Source organism: Niastella populi (assembly GCF_002078015.1).
In the GTDB taxonomy this organism is placed as follows: Bacteria; Bacteroidota; Bacteroidia; order Chitinophagales; family Chitinophagaceae; genus Niastella; species Niastella populi.
Genome location: NZ_LWBP01000002.1, coordinates 245597 through 263711 on the forward strand (window position 1 = coordinate 245597; position 18115 = coordinate 263711).

Sequence of the window (18115 nt, forward strand, 5' to 3'; positions counted from 1 at the left end):
GATATTTCAATTCAGCATATGACAAACCATAAATGCCCGCCGGCCTCATTGCTATTTATCTTTGGTGGCAGTGGCGATTTGAACCAGCGTAAACTTTCACCCGCTTTATATAACCTGTTCATCGATAACTGGATGCCCGAAAAGTTCCATATTGTGGGCATCGGCAGAACGGCTTATTCCGATGACAGTTTCAGAAAACATTTACACGACGGCATTCAGCAGTTCTCGCGCCGTAAAGACGATCAGAACGGCAAATGGCAGGAATTTTCAAAAAACCTCACCTACCTGCAAATGGATGCCGGCAATGAAGCCGATTACCAGAAAATTGCCGACATCGTAAAACAAAAAGAACAGGAGTTTGGCGAACACCCCAATGTTATCTTCTACATGTCTGTAGCCCCGCACCTGGTACCCCAAATTGCCAGCAAACTGGGCGCTTTAAATATTTGTCACGATACCAAATGCACCCGCATAGTGGTTGAAAAACCATTCGGTCATGATCTTAAAAGCGCTCATGAACTGAACGGTTTACTTACCTCCATGTTCGATGAAACACAGATCTACCGCATAGATCACTACCTCGGTAAAGAAACCGTTCAAAACATTCTTGCGTTGCGTTTTGCCAATGCGCTGTTTGAACCGATCTGGAACCGGAACTACATTGACCATATTCAAATTACCGCTGCCGAAACCGTTGGCCTTGAAAACCGCGGCGATTATTACGAACGCTCCGGGGCGCTGCGCGATATGGTGCAGAACCACATTCTGCAATTGTTGTGCATGATAGCCATGGAAGCGCCGGTTTCATTCGACGCCAACGAGATCAGAAATAAAAAAGTAGATGTATTGAACGCCATTCGCAAATACAGCAAAGAAGAGGTGCATAAGTATGCAGTACGCGGACAGTATTCCGATGGCTGGATGCAGGGCAAAAAAGTTCCCGGCTATCGCAATGAAGGCAAGGTGAACCCCGGCTCGCCCACCGATACGTTTGCAGCAGTAAAATTTTATATCGACAACTGGCGCTGGCAGGATGTTCCTTTTTATGTACGCACCGGTAAACGCCTGCATGAAAAATCAACCATCATTACCATTCAGTTCAAACCGGCGCCCAACTATGCCTTCCCGCAGGAAGCGGCACTTACCTGGAGGCCCAACAGGCTTACCATCAGCATTCAGCCCGAAATGGATATCCGCTTACGCTTCCAGGCAAAACGCCCCGGACAAACCGTAACGCTGAACCCGGTTGATATGATCTTCAATTATAAAGACACTTACGGCGACGATGATCCCGAAGCATATGAAACCCTGTTGCTCGATGTAATGGAAGGCAACGCTACGTTATTCATGCGCAGCGACCAGGTTGAAGCTGCATGGAAAGTGGTAATGCCCATTCAGGAAGCATGGGAAACCCGGCCGCCGGTTGATTTCCCTAACTATGCACCCGATAGCTGGGGCCCTGAAGATGCAGAAGCGCTTATTGCCCGCGATGGCCGCAACTGGATCACATTGCCGGCGGCTCACCAGGGAGTACAGGCAGGTCATTAAAACATTGTTTCAAGGTACAGGTCTCAGGTTACCGGGTTGTTTTAGGTGCATTTCCTTGTAACCTGAAACCTGTAACCTGAAACCTAAACACAGAATCGATATGCTTCATATATACAAAAGTACTGACCAACTTAGCCATGCCCTTGCAGAATGGATTACCCAGGCCATTGAAACCACCCTGCAAAAACAGGATCGTTTTACCTGGGTAGTAACAGGCGGTAATTCGCCCAAACAACTGTACGAACTGCTGGCCGCTTCGCCTTACCGTGAGCGTATAAACTGGAGCAAACTGCATATTTTCTGGGGCGATGAACGTGCAGTTCCATTCGACGATAGCCGCAACAACGCAAAAATGGCCTTTGAGCATTTGCTCAGTAAAGTGCCGGTTGTTCTCGAGCAGGTACATATAATGAACACTACCCTTTCGCCCAACGATTCAGCCAAAGCCTACGAAGCTATATTACATCGCTACTTCGGCAATGAAGGCGCCAGCTTCGACCTGGTGTTGAACGGCATGGGCGACGATGGCCATACTTTATCACTGTTCCCTCATACCCCGGTCATTCACGAAAAACAAGCCTGGGTCAGCTCCTTCTACCTCGAGCCCCAACAGATGCACCGCATCACCTTAACCGCCCCCATAGTGAACCGGGCTGCAAAAGTGGCCTTTCTCACTTTTGGCGCCAACAAAGCCAATGCCTTGTTTGAAGTTTTAAAAGGCGCCCGCAATATTGACCAATACCCATCGCAGATCATTCAGCCGGCCAGCGGCGAACTGCACTGGTTTGTTGATGAAGCGGCCGCCAGCCTGGTAAAACAACCGTAGTTGTTTTTTTCCCAAATCATACTTTTCTGCTAATCAAATCAATAGACTTAGTTTTTAAAGTGGCTCAATAATTAATGAAATTTTTATCCTGACTGGACAAAAATTTACCTCTTTCTGCATAGGGGAAAATGCAGAAAGGCTGTTATTATAAGTAGTTATTGAGATGTTAACACCCACCAGCGTTTCCCCAAAGCGTACATACAAAAACTTGCCAGGAACACACTTGCAGGCCGGCTGTTTATTGCAATATACTTTCCTGCTTTCATCCCGCATACTATCGGCTGTTTATGCTTCATTCCCGATCGTTGATCCTCAAAATCAATTGAAGCATGGCTAAGCTGGTTTCCATAGTAGTTCCGGTTCATAACGAAAAAGATAATGTGACCGTAATGGCAAAAGCCATCAAGCGCACGTTTGCAGGTTTGCCTTATCGTTACCATCTCGTTTTTATCGATGACGGAAGCACCGATTTAACGTTACACGAAATAAAGAAACTGGCCCTGCAGGATGAACATATCAGGTTTATTTCATTTTCACGGAACTTCGGTCACCAGGCCGCGCTCAAAGCCGGGCTCGATAAAGCAGAGGGCGATTGCGTGATCTCGATGGATGGCGATTTGCAACATCCGCCTCAATTGATACCGCAATTGCTTGAGAAATGGGAAGAAGGCTACGACATGGTTTACACGGTTCGTAAAGAAGATAAAAACCTGCCATTCACAAAAAGAGTGACATCCAATCTTTTTTACCGGCTCATCAACTGGCTCAGTGATATCAAAATTGAAAAAGGCACTGCTGATTTCAGGTTGATGAACCGCAACGTTGTGGATGTGTTGCGTAATTTGCAGGAGTTCGAGCCTTTTTTCAGAGGGCTGGTAAAATGGGCGGGCTTCAAACAAACGCCGGTTGAATACGACCCCGATCAGCGCAAATCGGGCGCCACAAAATATACATCAAAAAGGATGATAAGGTTTGCCCTGCAGGGCATTACCTCTTTCAGCATCAGGCCGTTGTATGCAGCCACGTATATTGGTTTTTCGTTTGCCGCCCTGTCGGTATTATACTTCCCTTACGCGTTATACAGTTATTATTTCGGGTATACGATTTCCGGTTGGACCTCTGTAATTGTTACCATCGTGTTCTTTGGCGGCCTGCAGCTGATGATCCTCGGCATCATTGGCATTTACCTTGGCAAGCTGTTCATGCAGAACAAACACCGACCTATTTACATTGTTAAAGAATCAAATATTCATGAGCCGTCAGCGATACATATTAATGAGTTTTGATGTAGAAGAATTTGATATGCCGTTAGAGTATGATCAAACGCTTACCGTTTACGAACAAATGGAAACCGGTTTCAAGGGGCTGGAGGCCACGATGTCGGTTATAAACGGCAGTGATGCACTATGTACGTTCTTTACCACGGCACATTTTGCCAACTGGTATCCCGACAGCATCAGACAAATATCGCGCAGGCATGAAATTGCGTCCCATACCTTCTTTCATACCCAATATAAAACGGCCGATCTTTTACAAAGCAGGCTCGAGCTTGAAAACATAACCGCGCAACCCGTGTATGGGTTGAGAATGCCGCGTTTGAAGAAAGTGCCTATGCAGGATGTCATTCAGGCTGGTTATAGTTACGATTCATCTATAAACCCAACATGGATCCCGGGGCGGTACAACGATCTTTCCCTGCCGCGCACTATGTATTATGATGAAAATATGCTGCGGGTGCCCGCATCGGTTAGTCCGGGCCTGCGCATACCGCTGTTCTGGCTGGCCTTTAAGAATATGCCTTACAGCCTTTTCAAATACCTGTGTATACAAACGCTGAAAAAAGACGGGTACCTGTGCCTGTATTTTCACCCCTGGGAGTTCACCGATATCTGGGAATTCAAAATACCGGGGTATGCAAAAAGATGGTCGGGCGAGAAATTACAACAGCGCCTGCACCGGCTTATAAAAGACCTGAAAACAGAAGGTGATTTTACCACTATGTGGCAAATGGTTTCAGCCGCCAAACCTCCGGAACCCCGCCAGCTCAATGAGGCCGGTCACGCAAAACCATCGAAACAGGCTCCCCTGGCAAAATAATATAACGCAGTAATTATTTAAAAAAGGCCGCTACCATTTCATTGGTAAGCGTTCTTTCTCCTTTTGTCCAAATGGAATTGGGCGGCGGGAATTCATTCCGGCAATAGCCGCCCTGGTTTTCAAAATCAAAAACCGCGTGGCAATAATTGTTGATGATAAGCGCACAGCGCTGCCAGTCTTTCGACCAGATGATCCTGATAGTGCCTTGCCGTTGCTGCGCCGGCACTTCTTCAATATTGTAAATATGCACGGCGTCGAGAATGGTTTGTTTTCCTGTACCCGGCTCTACTTCCATCGCATAAAAATAGCCGGTATCGGTATCGTCTTCAAAAACAACAGCGAAATTGTTCTCCTCATTGGTACATTCAACAAACGTACTGTCACCGGCCGTATAGGCCTGCTCGCGCAAAAGGTATCCGTTCATATCGCTTATTTGGCATCAACCGAATCGTACACGATCACTTTGCTCCACAGGTGCGAATAATCTTCAACGAATTTCAGGTGAATGGGATCAACCTGGTAACGCTGCTGATCGGCGGCATTATCGAACATGGTAAACCATGATATGGCATAAGAGCTGTCGATAACATCGCGGTTGGTATCTGCAGGCTGACCAATATGGAAAGTTTTTATAGTCTTTACTTTCGAAAGTTTTGTAAGGCCTTCTATGAGTTTGGCGCGGTCTTCCTTACTGCCGGCATTCTTTAACCAGAAATAAACGTGATGTATAAACTTGTTTTCGATCATAACGGGTTCTTGTTTTCCTGCTAAGGTAACCAATCCGCCGGCAACCACAGCTTTTGAGGTATGGGCGATGAATTCACGTCTGGTTGACATTTTTTTACAGTTTTCGTAAAGCTAAGGAAAGTTGGTAAGAATACCATTCAATTCCAGGATGACTTTCAGGCCGTTTGACAGTACGGATTTCGGTCATCCATGGGTAAAGAAATTTAAAACCGTTTTCATTGATTATACAACGGGATATTATACTTTTACTTAGCTCACATTTTGATATAGACCATGAAACCCTTACACACTGTTATCTGCCTGATCTTATGCTGTTGCATAAGCAATACTTTTTGCCAGGATCTTACTTATTACCATACGCCGGAAGACGATGCCGGCAAATACTCCGAATGGATGGCTGCCACCGAAAAAAGGTATAAGGCAGATGTATCCGGCCTGGGAGGCGGGAATAAAAAATACCTCGAACAGTTATTCAAAGACCGCTATGAGAATATCAGGAAGATGTACGATCGCAAAGAGATCGTAACAGAAGCGGTTGCCAACGGCTATTTACAGTCACTGGTGAGTGAGATCGTAAGGTCAAATCAATCTCTCGCCCCGCTCGAAGCCCGGGTTGCTTTTTCCCGCACCTGGTGGCCCAATGCAAGCAGCATGGGCGAAGGCACAATCCTGTTCAACATCGGGCTATTTTATAAACTTCAAAATGAAAGCCAGGCCGCTTTTGTTATTTGCCACGAACTGGCGCACCTGTTCCTGAACCATAGCAACAACAATATAACCCGGTATGTAAATACTGTTTACTCCAACGAATTTCAGGCCGAGCTTAAAAAGATAAATAAAAGCCAGTATCAAAAGAATCAGCAGCTCGATGCGCTCACCAGGTCAATCACTTTTGATAACCGGCGCCATAGCCGGGAACATGAAGCGGAAGCTGATTCGCTGGCGCTGGAATGGCTGAAAAATACCTCTTTTGATGTAAGGGAATCGCTCTCCTGTTTAGCCCTTCTGGATAGCATAGACCGGGACAAGTACAATGCAACGCTGCCACTGAAACAGGTGTTCAGCTTCCCGGAATACCCCTTCCAGGAAAAATGGACCAAAGAAGAAAAAACGCTGTTCAGCACTATGGCTGCCCTTAGCGAGGAAGAAAGCAAAAAAGAGCGGGATTCTTTAAAAACGCATCCCGACTGCAGCTTACGTGTTGCCAGGCTAAAAGACAGGGTTCAGCAATATTATAATTCAAACAGCCGTACCTTCGTGATCAACGAAAAACAATTCAGGCAACTGCAAAATGATTTCGATTACGAGATCATTGATTTCTGCTACCGGTCAGACAATGTTTCAAGAAGCCTGTATTATACATTGCAAATGCTCGAAAGCCAGCCAACCAATGCTTATTTAATAACCAATACCGGCCGCTGTATCAATAAGCTGTTCAATGCCCAAAAAAACCATACCTTAAGTAAGGTTGCCGACCTGCCATCGCCTTATAATGATAAAAACTATAACAACCTGCTTGAGTTTATACAACGGCTGCGATTACCTGACCTTGGGGCATTCAGTTATTATTATTTAAAACAACAGCCCGCGGGCCTGTTAGCCAATGAAGATTTCCTGGCGGCCCTTATTGAAAGTAAAGGCAATTACAACAAGCCGGAAGAAAGACAACACTTCATCGAAACTTATAAAAAACAGTTCCCTACAGGAAAATATCGTTTTTAAACGCTTTCCAAAACCTTTAAACATCACTAATTACAAATGAAAAGTCACCTAAGCCTTTTGCTGTTGATCAGCCTGCTGATACTGCAGCAAAGCATTGTTGCCCAGTCAAAAATGAGCATCGATAACATTAAATCGGTGTACGTACGTAATTCGGGCCCCATTGTCGCCAATGAAGAAATAAAAGGATACTTTGTATTTTATCAGTCTGATAAAATTGATAAACATACCAACGAGTATACGCTGCAAATACTCGATGAAAATGTTAATAAGGTCAAGAACTTCAAGTTCACCGACTCAAAGAATATTATACTGGTAGAATCGTCGTACAATGGCTCTGACATCATGTTTATGTTTTACGACAAAGACCAGAAACAGGTTGACTACCGCACGTATGGTTTGGATGGCAAGCAAAAATCCAGCTATCAGCAGCCGCTCGACAAAAAGTCGAAAGCCTATATTGAGCAGGTGCTTGCACGTAATACCGAAGAAACACAGAATAAAAGTTTATACGGTATAGAAGACAAAGGCTTTGTTACTTACATACCACTGCGCGAAGGAAGGCAGTATACCTACGAAGTACATTTTTACCAAACCGACAAGAAAAAACATTGGACATACACTCCTGAGGATGTGGAGCGCGTGGCCAGTCCGCAATACCTTGGGTACAGCGATAGCATTGTTGTGTTTGAAGTATTGAAGCGCAACAAGGTCATGAGCAATAAGATGGAATCATGGCTGCTTGGTTTATATCTTCATAACGGGAAGAAAGCATTTGAATTCGAGACAGACAAAGAGAAATATAATTTCTACCCCATGAACGTTACTTCGGTACGTAACAACACCGGCTTTATGTTAATGGGACCGTACTACGACAAGGACGACCGCGTTGTAAAAGACAAAAGCCTGGGTCTCGGCGTATGGGTAATGAACAACCAGGGCAAGCTCATCAATTCGAAATACAATTCGTGGAACGGCGACATCAGCAAACATTTAAAGATCGATGCACGCGGACGGGTAGATGAGCTTGGCTACATTTTCTTCCATAAAATAATGCAAACCGAAGACGGGAAAATATTTGCCATTGGTGAAGGCTATAAGAAAGTGGCCAGCGCATTGGGAATTGGCTTAACTGTATTGAACGCCGCTGCAGGTGGTTATAACGGACATAACAGCACTACCAAAATGAAAATAACCGATATGGTCATGCTTCAGTTCGACAATAAGTTCGATGTGGTAAATGCACAGATCTTTGATAAAAACAGCAACAGTATTGAAATGCTGGGAGCCGACTTTACCAGTGCGCCATTGCTGGCATTTATGATAAAATACGTATACAACGGATTTGATTATGCTTTTTCGCAAACCGATAAAGGGCATACCATGTTTACGGTTGGGTATACCGATTATGTAAGGTCAAAAGAATACAAGGGATTAACCTTCAATTCTATTTCCTATTACAATAACAATATAACAACAGACAAGATCAACCTGAAAACATCATCAAGCAGCATGCGTATAATGCCGGCAAAAACCGGCTCTATTATGATCCTGGAATATTTTAAAAAAGACAAACGCCTCGATATGCGTTTGGAGAAGGTGAACTAAAATTATTGTATTACAAATAGTATGTGCCATTCGCCGTTGCGCGAATGGCATTTCTTTTTATCTTATCTGCGGAAAGGCGATACCGGTTATCTTTCGATACACATCCACTGCAAACAGATCGGTCATGCCGGCAATAAAATCAACTACCGATTGAATATCGTTGTACAGTTTTTTGGGATCGTTGGTAATTACAAATTGTTGTGATATCAGTTGCAGCAGTTTTCTCGATTTGGCAGTGTGCGGATTGATAACGGCCGCAAAAAATTCTTTCAGCAAACCGCCGATTACATTGTAACCGGCAATTTCAATTTCCACTACCGAACGGTGATTGTAAATGTGTTCAATCGAAAAATCATCGATGGTCTGTATCAGCTGCAATTCTGCTTCGGGTAAATAATCGATCAATGATTTCTGCAACTTTCCCTGCAACAGATCATCCTCATGCTCCATAAAAACATTTGTAACGCGATTGATGAGCAGGTTAATGAGTTTGGCACGCAGGAACTGCACCCGTTGATTATGGTCGTTTATGTCGTTAAAGATCTGCTCAACGCGGTGCCGCGCATCGTACCCTTCTTCATTGTTGAAGAACTGCAGGAACAGATCCTTAATAGTATCGATGGATATAATATTAAGGCGGTGCGCATCTTCAAAATCGATAATGCGATAACAGATGTCATCAGCCGCTTCAACCAGGTATACGAACGGGTGGCGCGCATATACATTTTTGCCTGCTTCAAGCTGCGGTATGCCCAACTCCCGGGCAATATGTTTATAGGTTGTAATTTCCGAATCGAAGAACCCCGATTTTTTGGTTACCAGTTGCTTTTTGTTGAAACCGCTCAGCGAATCGGAAGGATACTTTACAATGGAGGCAAGCGTGGCGTACGTTAAACGAAAGCCACCTGCTGTTTTTTCATTGAAGCTATGGGTAAGCGTTCTGAACGCATTGGCATTTCCCTCAAAGTATAGAAAATCGCGCTGCTGGTTCTCACTCAACAGGTCGGTAAATTGTTGTTTTTCGGTTCCGGCCAGTTCCCTGAAAAATGTACGAATAGCATCTTCGCCCGAATGCCCGAACGGCGGGTTACCGATATCATGCGCCAGGCAGCCGGCGGCAATTACCGAGGGTAATTCGTATTTGTAGAACTCGCAAAAATAATCGTTCTCGTGCGGGTATTTTTGTGCAATAGCATCGCCAACGGCCTTGCCCAATGAACGGCCAACAGATGCCACTTCCAAACTATGTGTTAACCGGTTATGAACAAATACCCCGGGGCCGGGCAATGGAAATACCTGGGTTTTGTTTTGAAGGCGGCGGAAGGCACTCGAAAAAATAAGGCGGTCGTAATCGCGCACAAAGGAAGTTCGCACAGCGTCGGTATAGGCTGTTTTGTGTTCGGAGCCACTTCTTTTGCTGCTATTAAGTTGTTGCCAGTTCATATGCCGACAAAAATAACCGAAAAACCCTGCCGGTTCGCAATACACCCTGCCTTTTGCAAAGTACTGACGCTGAGCAGGGAATTGCCTGCCGTTTTACCTGAAACCCATTTAATGGCAGGTGCAAACCCCTAGATTTTGTACAAAACGGGCCTGATTTTCCACAAACACTATAAAAATTGCAAGGCAGGTATTATATTGAAACAGAAATTTGCCCTATAAAACTAATCCCTATGCGTATCGTACCTTTTGTTAACAGTCTGCTCGTCGTTACTTTTTTGGCTGTTATTGCTTCAATGGCTATTATGATGACCGGAACAGGCTACAATGACAAAGTATCACACACCTGTTTTATTCTTCACGCCACCAGTGGTTTCTTATTACTTGCCCGCGCCGCGTTTAAATCAGACGAAAGCGAGGAAGAGGGTGAGGAGGTACAATAAAAAAACCTTCTGCTGGCCGCCTGCACTGAAACTTCGGCGAAGCGATGCAAAAGGTTTTTTAAGATACCATCCTGATAAATATTTTAAAGCGGATACCTGTTTTCGCCAATAAGCTTCGCAGCAATGCGGCGTTTGGCTTCCTTGGTATTGATGGGATCAACCTTGGTAAAACGTTTCAATCCCAGCAACATCATCCGTTGTTCGTCGCCGTCGGCAAAGGCATTGATAGCATCTTTGCCATGTTTGTTTATTATGTCGGCTGCATCGTACAACCAGGTTCTTGTAATATCCAGCTCATAAGCAACTGCTGCTTCGCCTTTCCGTTCGGCCAGCTTCATAACCCGTAACAGGGCACTTTCCGCTGCAAAGGTTTGAATGGCCATATCGGCTATATGCATCAGTATTTCCTGCTCCTGTTCTATCTTCATCATCAGCTTTTGCACGGCGCCGCCGGCAGTAAGCAGAATTGCCTTTTTAAAGTTGGCAATCGTCTTTTTCTCTTTTGCAAACGCTTCTTCATCACCACTGCCGAAATCGGGAATGCTCATCAATTCTTTTTGTACGTTCATGGCAGCGGTCATCAGATCGAGCCGGCCTTTCATGGCGCGCTTCAGCACCATATCAACCGTTAGCAGGCGATTTATTTCGTTGGTGCCTTCATAAATGCGGTTGATGCGGCTATCGCGATAGGCCTTGGAAATAACGTATTCATCGCTGAAGCCGTTACCGCCGTGGATCTGCACGCCTTCATCGGCTACGAAATCGAGCACTTCACTGCCAAATACTTTTAAGATGGCGCACTCGATAGCATATTCTTCGGCGCCACCCAGCACCGCTTCATTAAACGGTTTACCCGAGCTCAGCAGCTCATGTTCTTTATCGTCTATCCACTTGGCCGTACGATAGAGCGCGCTTTCGCATACCCACATGGCAATGGCCATTTCGGCGAGTTTGTTTTTTATAGCGCCAAAATTGGCGATGGGTGTTTTAAACTGTTCGCGGGTATTGGCGTATTGAATAGTAGTAGTGGTTGCCCGTTTTGCGCCGCCCAGTGCAGCTGCGCATAATTTCAACCTGCCTATGTTCAGGATGTTGAAGGCAATGATGTGGCCTTTGCCAACTTCACCCAGCAGGTTCTCAACCGGCACCTTGCAATCCTGAAAGTACAATTGAACGGTAGAGGATCCTTTAATACCCATTTTATGTTCTTCGGCGCCCTGCGTAAAACCTTCAAAACCCCGTTCAACTATAAATGCGGAGAACTTGTCGCCGTCTATTTTGGCAAAAACCGTATACACATCGGCAAAACCGCCGTTGGTGATCCAGCATTTCTGACCGTTGAGGAGATAATGTTTACCATCGGCGCTGAGGGTAGCCGTTGTTTTGGCGCCCAGCGCATCACTACCGCTATTGGGCTCTGTAAGGCCATAAGCACCTTTCCATTCGCCGGTAGCCAGCCTGGGAATATATTTCTCTTTTTGTGCATCGGTGCCGAAATAAAGGATCGGCAGGGTGCCTATACCCATATGGGCCGAAACGGCTACTGAAAATGAAAAACCGCCGCCCAGCCCTTCACCTACCAGGTTGGAGGTGATAAAATCTTTACCCAGTCCACCGTATTGTTCGGGAATGGAAGCGCCCAGCAATCCCTGCTCACCGGCTTTGGCTACCAGGGAAGGCATAAGGCCTGGTTCCAGTTTATCGATACGCTCCAATATAGGCATTACCTCAGTATCGAGGAATGAGGCGCACATATCTTTTACCATTTGCTGTTCTTCACTGAAATCTTCCGGGATAAAGGTGTCAAAGGGCGAGCTTTCTTTTATAAGCCATTCTCCGCCTTTGAGTATTTGTTGTGTGGTGGTGCTCATAAAAACGTGTTTATGTTGGGTAAATATTGTTGCAATCGTTAATACAGCTTAAAGCCATAAGGCGAAAGCCAAAAGCAAATACAAATTCAGCCGCAGGCCTTTTCCCTCACTTGTCAACCCTATTTCAAATTATCATATACTATCTGTAGTACCTCGCGGCAGATATCGATCCTTTCGGGCGATACCCCTTCCAGCGCTTCGTTCAGGGTTTCATTGGCCAGGTCCATGGATTGTTCCTGTAACTTCTGCGCCTGCTTGGTTAAATAGATCATGTTCATCCGGCGGTCCGATTCAGACGGCACGCGTTTAACCAGCTGCAGTTTTTCCAGGTTATCTACTAACCGGGTAATGCTTGGTTTATCCCTGAAAGAGGCATTGCACAACTCCTGCTGACTGATGCCGTCCTGCTTCCATAAATGATATAACACGCTCCACTGCTCAATAGTTAAATTCAGGTTTGCCGAATTGAACTTTTTCTGCAGCCGCCGCGCAATTGCCGTTGATGCCTTTCCGGTAATAAAACTGTATAATTCGCCTCGCTTGAATTGGTTGTTTGACATATAGTTGCTTATACAACTATCCAAATCTAGGATATTCCGTCCACTTAAGCAATTTTTTACACGGTAAAATTTTAAACGGGCATAATTGCATTATTTACAGATACGTTTTTGCATATCAACCTGAAAAACAACTTCTTACGTGATCATTGCTGTTTCAAAACAGTATCAAAAATATATGGCGGAGTACCATTTTCATATGAAATCATAGTGAAAGCATAGGAGTAACATCTCCTCATATGAAAACACAGTAAAATTATATGGCAGTGCAGGCGGCAAATACCAAAGTGCTTTTAAACTGGTTTAATTAATGTGCCATGTAAACAGTAACAGATCCTGTATAACCGGAAGCTTTGTAAAACCGCGGTTTATCTGTGTTTCCCTTATATTGCCCATAATTTTGGGTCACATGCAAACAGATTTTATTTCATACCGGTCGTCGCGAGTGCATTACAGCCGGGCCGGCGCCGGGCAAAAAGTATTATTGTGTTTTCATGGCTATGGCGAATCTGAACAAACCTTTCACTTTCTTGAAAAATACATTTCTGCCGAATACACCCTCTTCGCCATCGACCTGCCTTTTCATGGACAAACGCAATGGCAGGAAGGGCTTCGGTTTGCTGCTGCCGATCTGCTGGCAATAATTGAATCACTGTGTTTAAAACATACACTTGGAATGAACCGTTTTACCCTGCTGGGTTACAGCATGGGCGGCAGAGTGGCATTGCAGTTGTTGCAGGTAATTCCGGCCAAAATTGAAAAAGCGGTGCTGCTGGCACCCGATGGCCTGAAAGTTAATTTCTGGTACTGGCTGGCAACACAAACTTATATCGGCAACCGCCTGTTCTCATTTACAATGAAACACCCGGCCTGGTTCTTCTCGCTGTTGCAGGCCGGCAGCCGGCTTAAGCTCATCAATCAAAGCGTACTAAAATTTACCCGCTATTATATTCATGATATTTCAGTTCGCCGGTTATTATATGAACGCTGGACGGGTATGCGCACTATTAAACCCGATCTTGCATCCATAAAAAAGCTTATTCGTGCCCATCGTATACCGGTTCGTTTACTCTATGGCCGGTATGACCGCATCATCAGGCATCAACGGGGAGAAAAATTTCGCAGGGGTATTGAATCTTTCTGTACGTTGCATATTATTCAGACGGGCCACCAGGTATTACAGGAAAAACACGTGAATCAAATAATACAATTAATACAATCATAGCATATATTTCCAAATCCAATTGAATGATGCCGCTTTTCTTTTTCCTGTTTTTCCTGCTTATGGTGGTTTATGCAGTACTGATAGCTTACTATCATTCTGCCTGGAACCGCTTACCGGAATTTGTTTTACCGGAAAAGAATGCATCGGTATTCATCTCGGTTATCATTGCCGCCCGAAATGAAGAGAACAATATCAACGGCCTCCTTCAATCGTTATACGCTCAGCGATATCCCAAAGCGTTGTATGAAGTGATCATTATCGACGACCATTCAACCGATAATACCTGGCCTTTATTACAGGAACAACGTTTTTCATCCATGCAGGTAAAGCCATTGCAGCTGCAGGATTTTATAGAGGAAAGAAGCGCTATTGCCTCTTATAAAAAAAAGGCCATTGAAACCGGCATCAATGCAGCAGCAGGAACGCTGATCGTAACCACCGATGCCGATTGCCGCTTCAACCCAATGTGGCTGCAAACCATCGCCGGTTTTTATGAAGCCAATAATGCGAAGTTCATTGCAGCGCCGGTAACTTTTCATAACCAGCACACCTTACTTTCCGTTTTTCAATCACTCGATTTTTTAACCCTGCAGGGAATAACCGCCGCTTCAGTATATAAGCGATTCCATTCCATGTGCAATGGCGCCAACCTGGCTTATGAAAAGTCGGCGTTTTATGAAGTGAACGGTTTCAATAATATCGACAATATTGCATCGGGCGATGATATGCTGCTGATGCATAAAATATTCAAACAATACCCCAACGGAGTTTTCTATCTTAAAAACCGTGCGGCCATTGTTACCACCGACCCGGTTACCACCTGGAAACAATTCTTTCACCAGCGCATTCGCTGGGCAAGCAAGGCCGATAAATACGACGATAAGCGCATTTTCATTGTGCTTTTACTCGTATACCTGCTAAACGTTTTCTTTCTGGCCGGGGCTGTTGCAGCGTTCTTTAAAACAACCTGGCTAATGCTGGTGTTGCTGCTGTTGCTTGCGAAAGTATTGATCGAATTTCCATTTGTGAATTCAGTGGCCATCTTTTTTGGCCGGCAGAAGTTAATGAAGTATTTTCCTTTTTTGCAACCCCTGCATATAGGGTACACCATCATTGCAGGCTGGCTGGGAAAGTTCGGTCATTATGAGTGGAAGGGAAGACGCATCAAAAAATAAATTTCAGGATTTGAGATATAGGGATTTGAGATATAAATCTCAAAATCCCTAAATCAGCAATCAATAAATATTTCACTAATGGCTTCAGCCACCACAAGAACGACCTGGCGGCGACTTAAACGAAACAAGGGGGCACTGATAGGCATTACCATTATCGTTCTGTCGATACTGGCAGCCCTGTTTGCGTATTTACTGGCTCCCGATGGTTCGCCCAATGCGAATAGAATGATTGTTGAAATAGGCGGGCAGCAGCCCGGTTATACACAACAATTTTTGCAGTTACCCCGCGATAGAAAAATACCGTCCACTTCGTTTTTCAACCGGTTGTTCTTTGGCGAGGAAGATAAATACCAGTATATCCCCATACAGGATTATCAGCTCAAAGGCGACAGCCTGATCGTTCAAAAATATATCGACGAAGGTTTAACCGAACGGCTTGCTTACCCGGTTTCCCAAACAAGGTGGCAGGAAGGCGCGGTATCGGGCGACTACAGGGTCAGCACAAAAAAATTCCGGCTGGGTACCGACAAGTACGGCCGCGATATTTTAAGCAGGTTACTGGTTGGCGTTCGGGTGAGCCTTGGTGTAGGTTTGGTAACTGTAATTATTTCATTAAGCATCGGCGTGCTGTTGGGAGCGCTTGCCGGTTATTTCAGGGGCAGAACCGATGATACCATCATGTGGTTCATTAATGTAATCTGGAGCATTCCTACGCTTCTGCTGGTTTTTGCGATCACACTCGTATTGGGAAAAGGCTTCTGGCAGGTATTCATTGCCATTGGACTAACCATGTGGGTAAGTGTAGCGCGTATTATTCGCGGACAGGTGCTGAGCGTGCGTGAACTGGAATATGTTGAAGCGGCCAAAGCACTTGGATTTTCGCATACCCGCATCATTTTACGGCATGTGCTGCCAAATGTAATGGGGCCGGTTATGGTAGTTGCAGCTTCCAATTTCGCTTCTGCAATAGTGATAGAGGCCGGTTTAAGCTTTCTTGGTGTTGGCGTTCAACCTCCGCAACCCAGTTGGGGATTGATGATAAAAGAGAACTATAATTTCATTATTACCCATAACCCCATGCTTGCACTGGCGCCAGGTTTCGCCATCATGCTATTGGTGCTGGCATTCAATATGCTGGGAAATGGCCTGCGCGATGCGTTACAGGTGAAAGAGTGAGAAGAAGTTCCAGGTTGCAAGTTCCATGTTACAGGGCGTATTTCCTGCAACCTGAAACCTGGAACCTGTAACCCTGAATTATTTCGCTGAATAACGGTAGCTGCCTTTCCACTGATTGGTATTACAGGTTTTGGAAGTTACTACAACATCCACCACACATTGCTTACCTACAGGCGTACCGGTAATGGTGAAACTATTGGAAGATAATGCATTTTCAAGCGTGGTCGTAAAATAAGACGCACCGCCATCTTCTTTTGCAGTTACAGTTATAGAAGCGCCTGCAACAGGCATGGTTTCGATATTTACAACTAAAGGAAAAGAAGTGCCGGGAGCCGGCGGATCGATAGTATTAACGGCAGGTATAGTTGCTACTTTTATTTCCTGTTCTCCACATCTGTCACCACCATCATCACCTTTTTTCTTTTTACAGCTAACAGTAACCGCAATCACAGATAGTACGAACAAACCAAGGATAATTTTTTTCATAATAGGTAAAGATAAAATTTTATAGTAATGCTATTAAAACGCAAAATACGCCTGGTTGTACATACCTGTGTTACCGGAATGTTGTCATTGTGTAAAAACCTGCACGTTACGGCTGAAACTTTCTTCTAATGAGATAAAGGTCTCTGTTCGTTCTATACCCTTTATCTTCTGTAACTCATCATGTAATACAAACCGTAATTGATTAATGTCTTTACAAACTATTTCCGCAAACATGCTGTAATTACCGGTGGTATAGTTCAATCGTACAATTTCGGGGATGCGCTGCAGTTCTTTGGCTACGGAATCGTACAGGGAGCTTTTCTCAAGATATATGCCAATAAATGCAATGACGTCATATCCGAGCGCTTTTAGGTCCACATTTAATTTAGTACCTTTGACTATACCCGCTTCCTGCAATTTTTTTATACGTACATGTATGGTACCTCCTGATACGAATAATTTCTTACCCAGATCCGCATAGGAAATTTCAGCATTATCCATCATCTCGTGGATTATCTGCAAGTCCAGTTTATCTAAATTCAATTTAGTCGCCATTTTTGCAATCGTTTTTTTACAAATTTCAAGCAAGTATGCAAATATTTGCATATTGTCGAAACTTTCAAAATTTTTCTTGAATAATTTACAAGAATAATGCTGATTTCTTTAATATTGCCATGAAATAGCTCTTTAAAAAAGCAAATACACTGTGGGGTGATGGAACTTTGGCAGACATGCCCTCTCGTCTCGAGGGTGGGGAATACTGATTCATCAGGAAGGACAAATTACGCTTTCGGGCGTGGCTAACAACCCCGTGGAGGTTCGAATCCTCCTCCTACAGCAGTTTTTTTTACACGTTTTTATCTTGTGGAGTGATGGAACTTTGGCAGACATGCCCTCTTGTCTCGGGGGTGGGGAGTTCGGGATAAACGTGGTGTAATGCCGGCTTAAGCAATTAGGCCGACTAGGGTTGACCACTTTAGAATTGCGCCATGGCTAACTGCCCCGTGGAGGTTCGAATCCTCCCTCTACAGCTTCGAATGCCGTCTTTATATTGACTATCAGTATATTGGCGGCATTTATGTTTTACCGCCCCTTATAAGGCCAGGGCAATTACACCCATGATACAAAGAAAGAAAATGGCCTGGTAGCGATCCTTGCCTGGCTGAGGATTTTCTAACAGGAGCCCGCTTTTCACAC

At 44.7% G+C, this 18115-nt stretch carries 17 protein-coding genes; 10 read left to right on the plus strand and 7 right to left on the minus strand.

Annotated features, from left to right (window positions below; translation table 11 throughout):
* Positions 1-18: 18 nt before the first annotated feature.
* The 4 genes from zwf to A4R26_RS03495 all read left to right on the plus strand — a co-directional run bounded on the left by zwf (position 19) and on the right by A4R26_RS03495 (position 4471).
* On the plus strand, positions 19-1548 hold the full coding sequence (gene zwf / locus A4R26_RS03480) for a glucose-6-phosphate dehydrogenase (RefSeq protein ID WP_081160395.1): 1530 nt from the start codon (positions 19-21) through the stop codon (positions 1546-1548).
* Between the two features lie 100 nt (positions 1549-1648).
* On the plus strand, positions 1649-2374 hold the full coding sequence (gene pgl / locus A4R26_RS03485) for a 6-phosphogluconolactonase (RefSeq protein WP_081160398.1): 726 nt from the start codon (positions 1649-1651) through the stop codon (positions 2372-2374).
* A gap of 329 nt (positions 2375-2703) precedes the next feature.
* A complete protein-coding gene (locus A4R26_RS03490) occupies positions 2704-3660 on the plus strand; it encodes a glycosyltransferase family 2 protein (protein ID WP_081160403.1) in 957 nt (318 codons plus the stop codon).
* Positions 3626-4471, plus strand: a complete 846-nt coding sequence (locus tag A4R26_RS03495) for a polysaccharide deacetylase family protein (RefSeq protein WP_081160407.1) — start codon at positions 3626-3628, stop codon at positions 4469-4471. The genes A4R26_RS03490 and A4R26_RS03495 overlap by 35 nt, the downstream gene beginning before the upstream one ends.
* A gap of 13 nt (positions 4472-4484) precedes the next feature.
* On the opposite strand, the gene A4R26_RS03500 is transcribed toward A4R26_RS03495, so the two are convergent.
* Both A4R26_RS03500 and A4R26_RS03505 read right to left on the minus strand, forming a co-directional pair.
* Positions 4485-4895: a DUF2251 domain-containing protein gene (locus A4R26_RS03500; RefSeq protein ID WP_081160412.1), complete on the minus strand. Its 411-nt coding sequence runs from the start codon at positions 4893-4895 to the stop codon at positions 4485-4487.
* A gap of 5 nt (positions 4896-4900) precedes the next feature.
* The gene (locus A4R26_RS03505; protein WP_081160417.1) at positions 4901-5308 is read right to left on the minus strand and encodes a Dabb family protein; all 408 of its coding nucleotides are present in this window, start codon (positions 5306-5308) and stop codon (positions 4901-4903) included.
* 183 nt (positions 5309-5491) lie between these two features.
* Between A4R26_RS03505 and A4R26_RS03510 the strand changes: the two genes are divergently transcribed.
* Both A4R26_RS03510 and A4R26_RS03515 read left to right on the plus strand, forming a co-directional pair.
* Positions 5492-6940, plus strand: coding sequence for a M48 family metalloprotease (locus A4R26_RS03510; protein ID WP_081160422.1), 1449 nt, complete (start codon positions 5492-5494; stop codon positions 6938-6940).
* Positions 6941-6976: 36 nt separating this feature from the next.
* Positions 6977-8545 carry a DUF6770 family protein gene (locus A4R26_RS03515; protein ID WP_081160427.1) on the plus strand — a complete coding sequence of 523 codons (1569 nt, stop codon included), beginning with the start codon at positions 6977-6979 and terminating at the stop codon, positions 8543-8545.
* A gap of 57 nt (positions 8546-8602) precedes the next feature.
* Here A4R26_RS03515 and A4R26_RS03520 read toward each other — a convergent pair whose 3' ends face one another.
* On the minus strand, positions 8603-9988 hold the full coding sequence (locus tag A4R26_RS03520; RefSeq protein ID WP_081160621.1) for a deoxyguanosinetriphosphate triphosphohydrolase: 1386 nt from the start codon (positions 9986-9988) through the stop codon (positions 8603-8605).
* Positions 9989-10218: 230 nt separating this feature from the next.
* Between A4R26_RS03520 and A4R26_RS03525 the strand changes: the two genes are divergently transcribed.
* Positions 10219-10428 (plus strand): hypothetical protein, encoded by a 210-nt coding sequence (locus tag A4R26_RS03525; protein WP_081160432.1) that lies wholly within the window; start codon positions 10219-10221, stop codon positions 10426-10428.
* An 83-nt stretch (positions 10429-10511) separates the two neighbouring features.
* On the opposite strand, the gene A4R26_RS03530 is transcribed toward A4R26_RS03525, so the two are convergent.
* Positions 10512-12299, minus strand: a complete 1788-nt coding sequence (locus A4R26_RS03530; protein ID WP_081160437.1) for an acyl-CoA dehydrogenase FadE — start codon at positions 12297-12299, stop codon at positions 10512-10514.
* A gap of 119 nt (positions 12300-12418) precedes the next feature.
* Positions 12419-12859 (minus strand): MarR family winged helix-turn-helix transcriptional regulator, encoded by a 441-nt coding sequence (locus A4R26_RS03535; RefSeq protein WP_081160439.1) that lies wholly within the window; start codon positions 12857-12859, stop codon positions 12419-12421.
* A 406-nt stretch (positions 12860-13265) separates the two neighbouring features.
* On the opposite strand from A4R26_RS03535, the gene A4R26_RS03540 reads away from it, so the two are divergent.
* The 3 genes from A4R26_RS03540 to A4R26_RS03550 all read left to right on the plus strand — a co-directional run bounded on the left by A4R26_RS03540 (position 13266) and on the right by A4R26_RS03550 (position 16432).
* Positions 13266-14081 carry an alpha/beta fold hydrolase gene (locus A4R26_RS03540; RefSeq protein ID WP_165760129.1) on the plus strand — a complete coding sequence of 272 codons (816 nt, stop codon included), beginning with the start codon at positions 13266-13268 and terminating at the stop codon, positions 14079-14081.
* A gap of 23 nt (positions 14082-14104) precedes the next feature.
* Positions 14105-15256, plus strand: coding sequence for a glycosyltransferase (locus A4R26_RS03545; protein ID WP_081160445.1), 1152 nt, complete (start codon positions 14105-14107; stop codon positions 15254-15256).
* A gap of 78 nt (positions 15257-15334) precedes the next feature.
* Positions 15335-16432, plus strand: coding sequence for an ABC transporter permease (locus A4R26_RS03550; protein ID WP_081160448.1), 1098 nt, complete (start codon positions 15335-15337; stop codon positions 16430-16432).
* 78 nt (positions 16433-16510) lie between these two features.
* On the opposite strand, the gene A4R26_RS03555 is transcribed toward A4R26_RS03550, so the two are convergent.
* Both A4R26_RS03555 and A4R26_RS03560 read right to left on the minus strand, forming a co-directional pair.
* On the minus strand, positions 16511-16918 hold the full coding sequence (locus A4R26_RS03555) for a hypothetical protein (RefSeq protein WP_081160451.1): 408 nt from the start codon (positions 16916-16918) through the stop codon (positions 16511-16513).
* 84 nt (positions 16919-17002) lie between these two features.
* On the minus strand, positions 17003-17473 hold the full coding sequence (locus tag A4R26_RS03560) for an Lrp/AsnC ligand binding domain-containing protein (RefSeq protein WP_081160625.1): 471 nt from the start codon (positions 17471-17473) through the stop codon (positions 17003-17005).
* Positions 17474-18115 lie beyond the last annotated feature (642 nt).

Bases quoted from the DNA above. Each gene is read 5' to 3' on its own strand.
- A4R26_RS03505 (WP_081160417.1), bottom strand. From the start codon at position 5,308: ATGTCAACCAGACGTGAATTCATCGCCCATACCTCAAAAGCTGTGGTT.
- A4R26_RS03560 (WP_081160625.1), bottom strand. From the start codon at position 17,473: ATGGCGACTAAATTGAATTTAGATAAACTGGACTTGCAGATAATCCAC.
- pgl (WP_081160398.1), top strand. From the start codon at position 1,649: ATGCTTCATATATACAAAAGTACTGACCAACTTAGCCATGCCCTTGCA.
- A4R26_RS03540 (WP_165760129.1), top strand. From the start codon at position 13,266: ATGCAAACAGATTTTATTTCATACCGGTCGTCGCGAGTGCATTACAGC.
- A4R26_RS03530 (WP_081160437.1), bottom strand. From the start codon at position 12,299: ATGAGCACCACCACACAACAAATACTCAAAGGCGGAGAATGGCTTATA.
- A4R26_RS03500 (WP_081160412.1), bottom strand. From the start codon at position 4,895: ATGAACGGATACCTTTTGCGCGAGCAGGCCTATACGGCCGGTGACAGT.
- A4R26_RS03550 (WP_081160448.1), top strand. From the start codon at position 15,335: ATGGCTTCAGCCACCACAAGAACGACCTGGCGGCGACTTAAACGAAAC.
- A4R26_RS03490 (WP_081160403.1), top strand. From the start codon at position 2,704: ATGGCTAAGCTGGTTTCCATAGTAGTTCCGGTTCATAACGAAAAAGAT.
- A4R26_RS03535 (WP_081160439.1), bottom strand. From the start codon at position 12,859: ATGTCAAACAACCAATTCAAGCGAGGCGAATTATACAGTTTTATTACC.
- A4R26_RS03510 (WP_081160422.1), top strand. From the start codon at position 5,492: ATGAAACCCTTACACACTGTTATCTGCCTGATCTTATGCTGTTGCATA.
- A4R26_RS03525 (WP_081160432.1), top strand. From the start codon at position 10,219: ATGCGTATCGTACCTTTTGTTAACAGTCTGCTCGTCGTTACTTTTTTG.
- A4R26_RS03545 (WP_081160445.1), top strand. From the start codon at position 14,105: ATGATGCCGCTTTTCTTTTTCCTGTTTTTCCTGCTTATGGTGGTTTAT.
- A4R26_RS03495 (WP_081160407.1), top strand. From the start codon at position 3,626: ATGAGCCGTCAGCGATACATATTAATGAGTTTTGATGTAGAAGAATTT.
- A4R26_RS03515 (WP_081160427.1), top strand. From the start codon at position 6,977: ATGAAAAGTCACCTAAGCCTTTTGCTGTTGATCAGCCTGCTGATACTG.
- A4R26_RS03520 (WP_081160621.1), bottom strand. From the start codon at position 9,988: ATGAACTGGCAACAACTTAATAGCAGCAAAAGAAGTGGCTCCGAACAC.
- zwf (WP_081160395.1), top strand. From the start codon at position 19: ATGACAAACCATAAATGCCCGCCGGCCTCATTGCTATTTATCTTTGGT.
- A4R26_RS03555 (WP_081160451.1), bottom strand. From the start codon at position 16,918: ATGAAAAAAATTATCCTTGGTTTGTTCGTACTATCTGTGATTGCGGTT.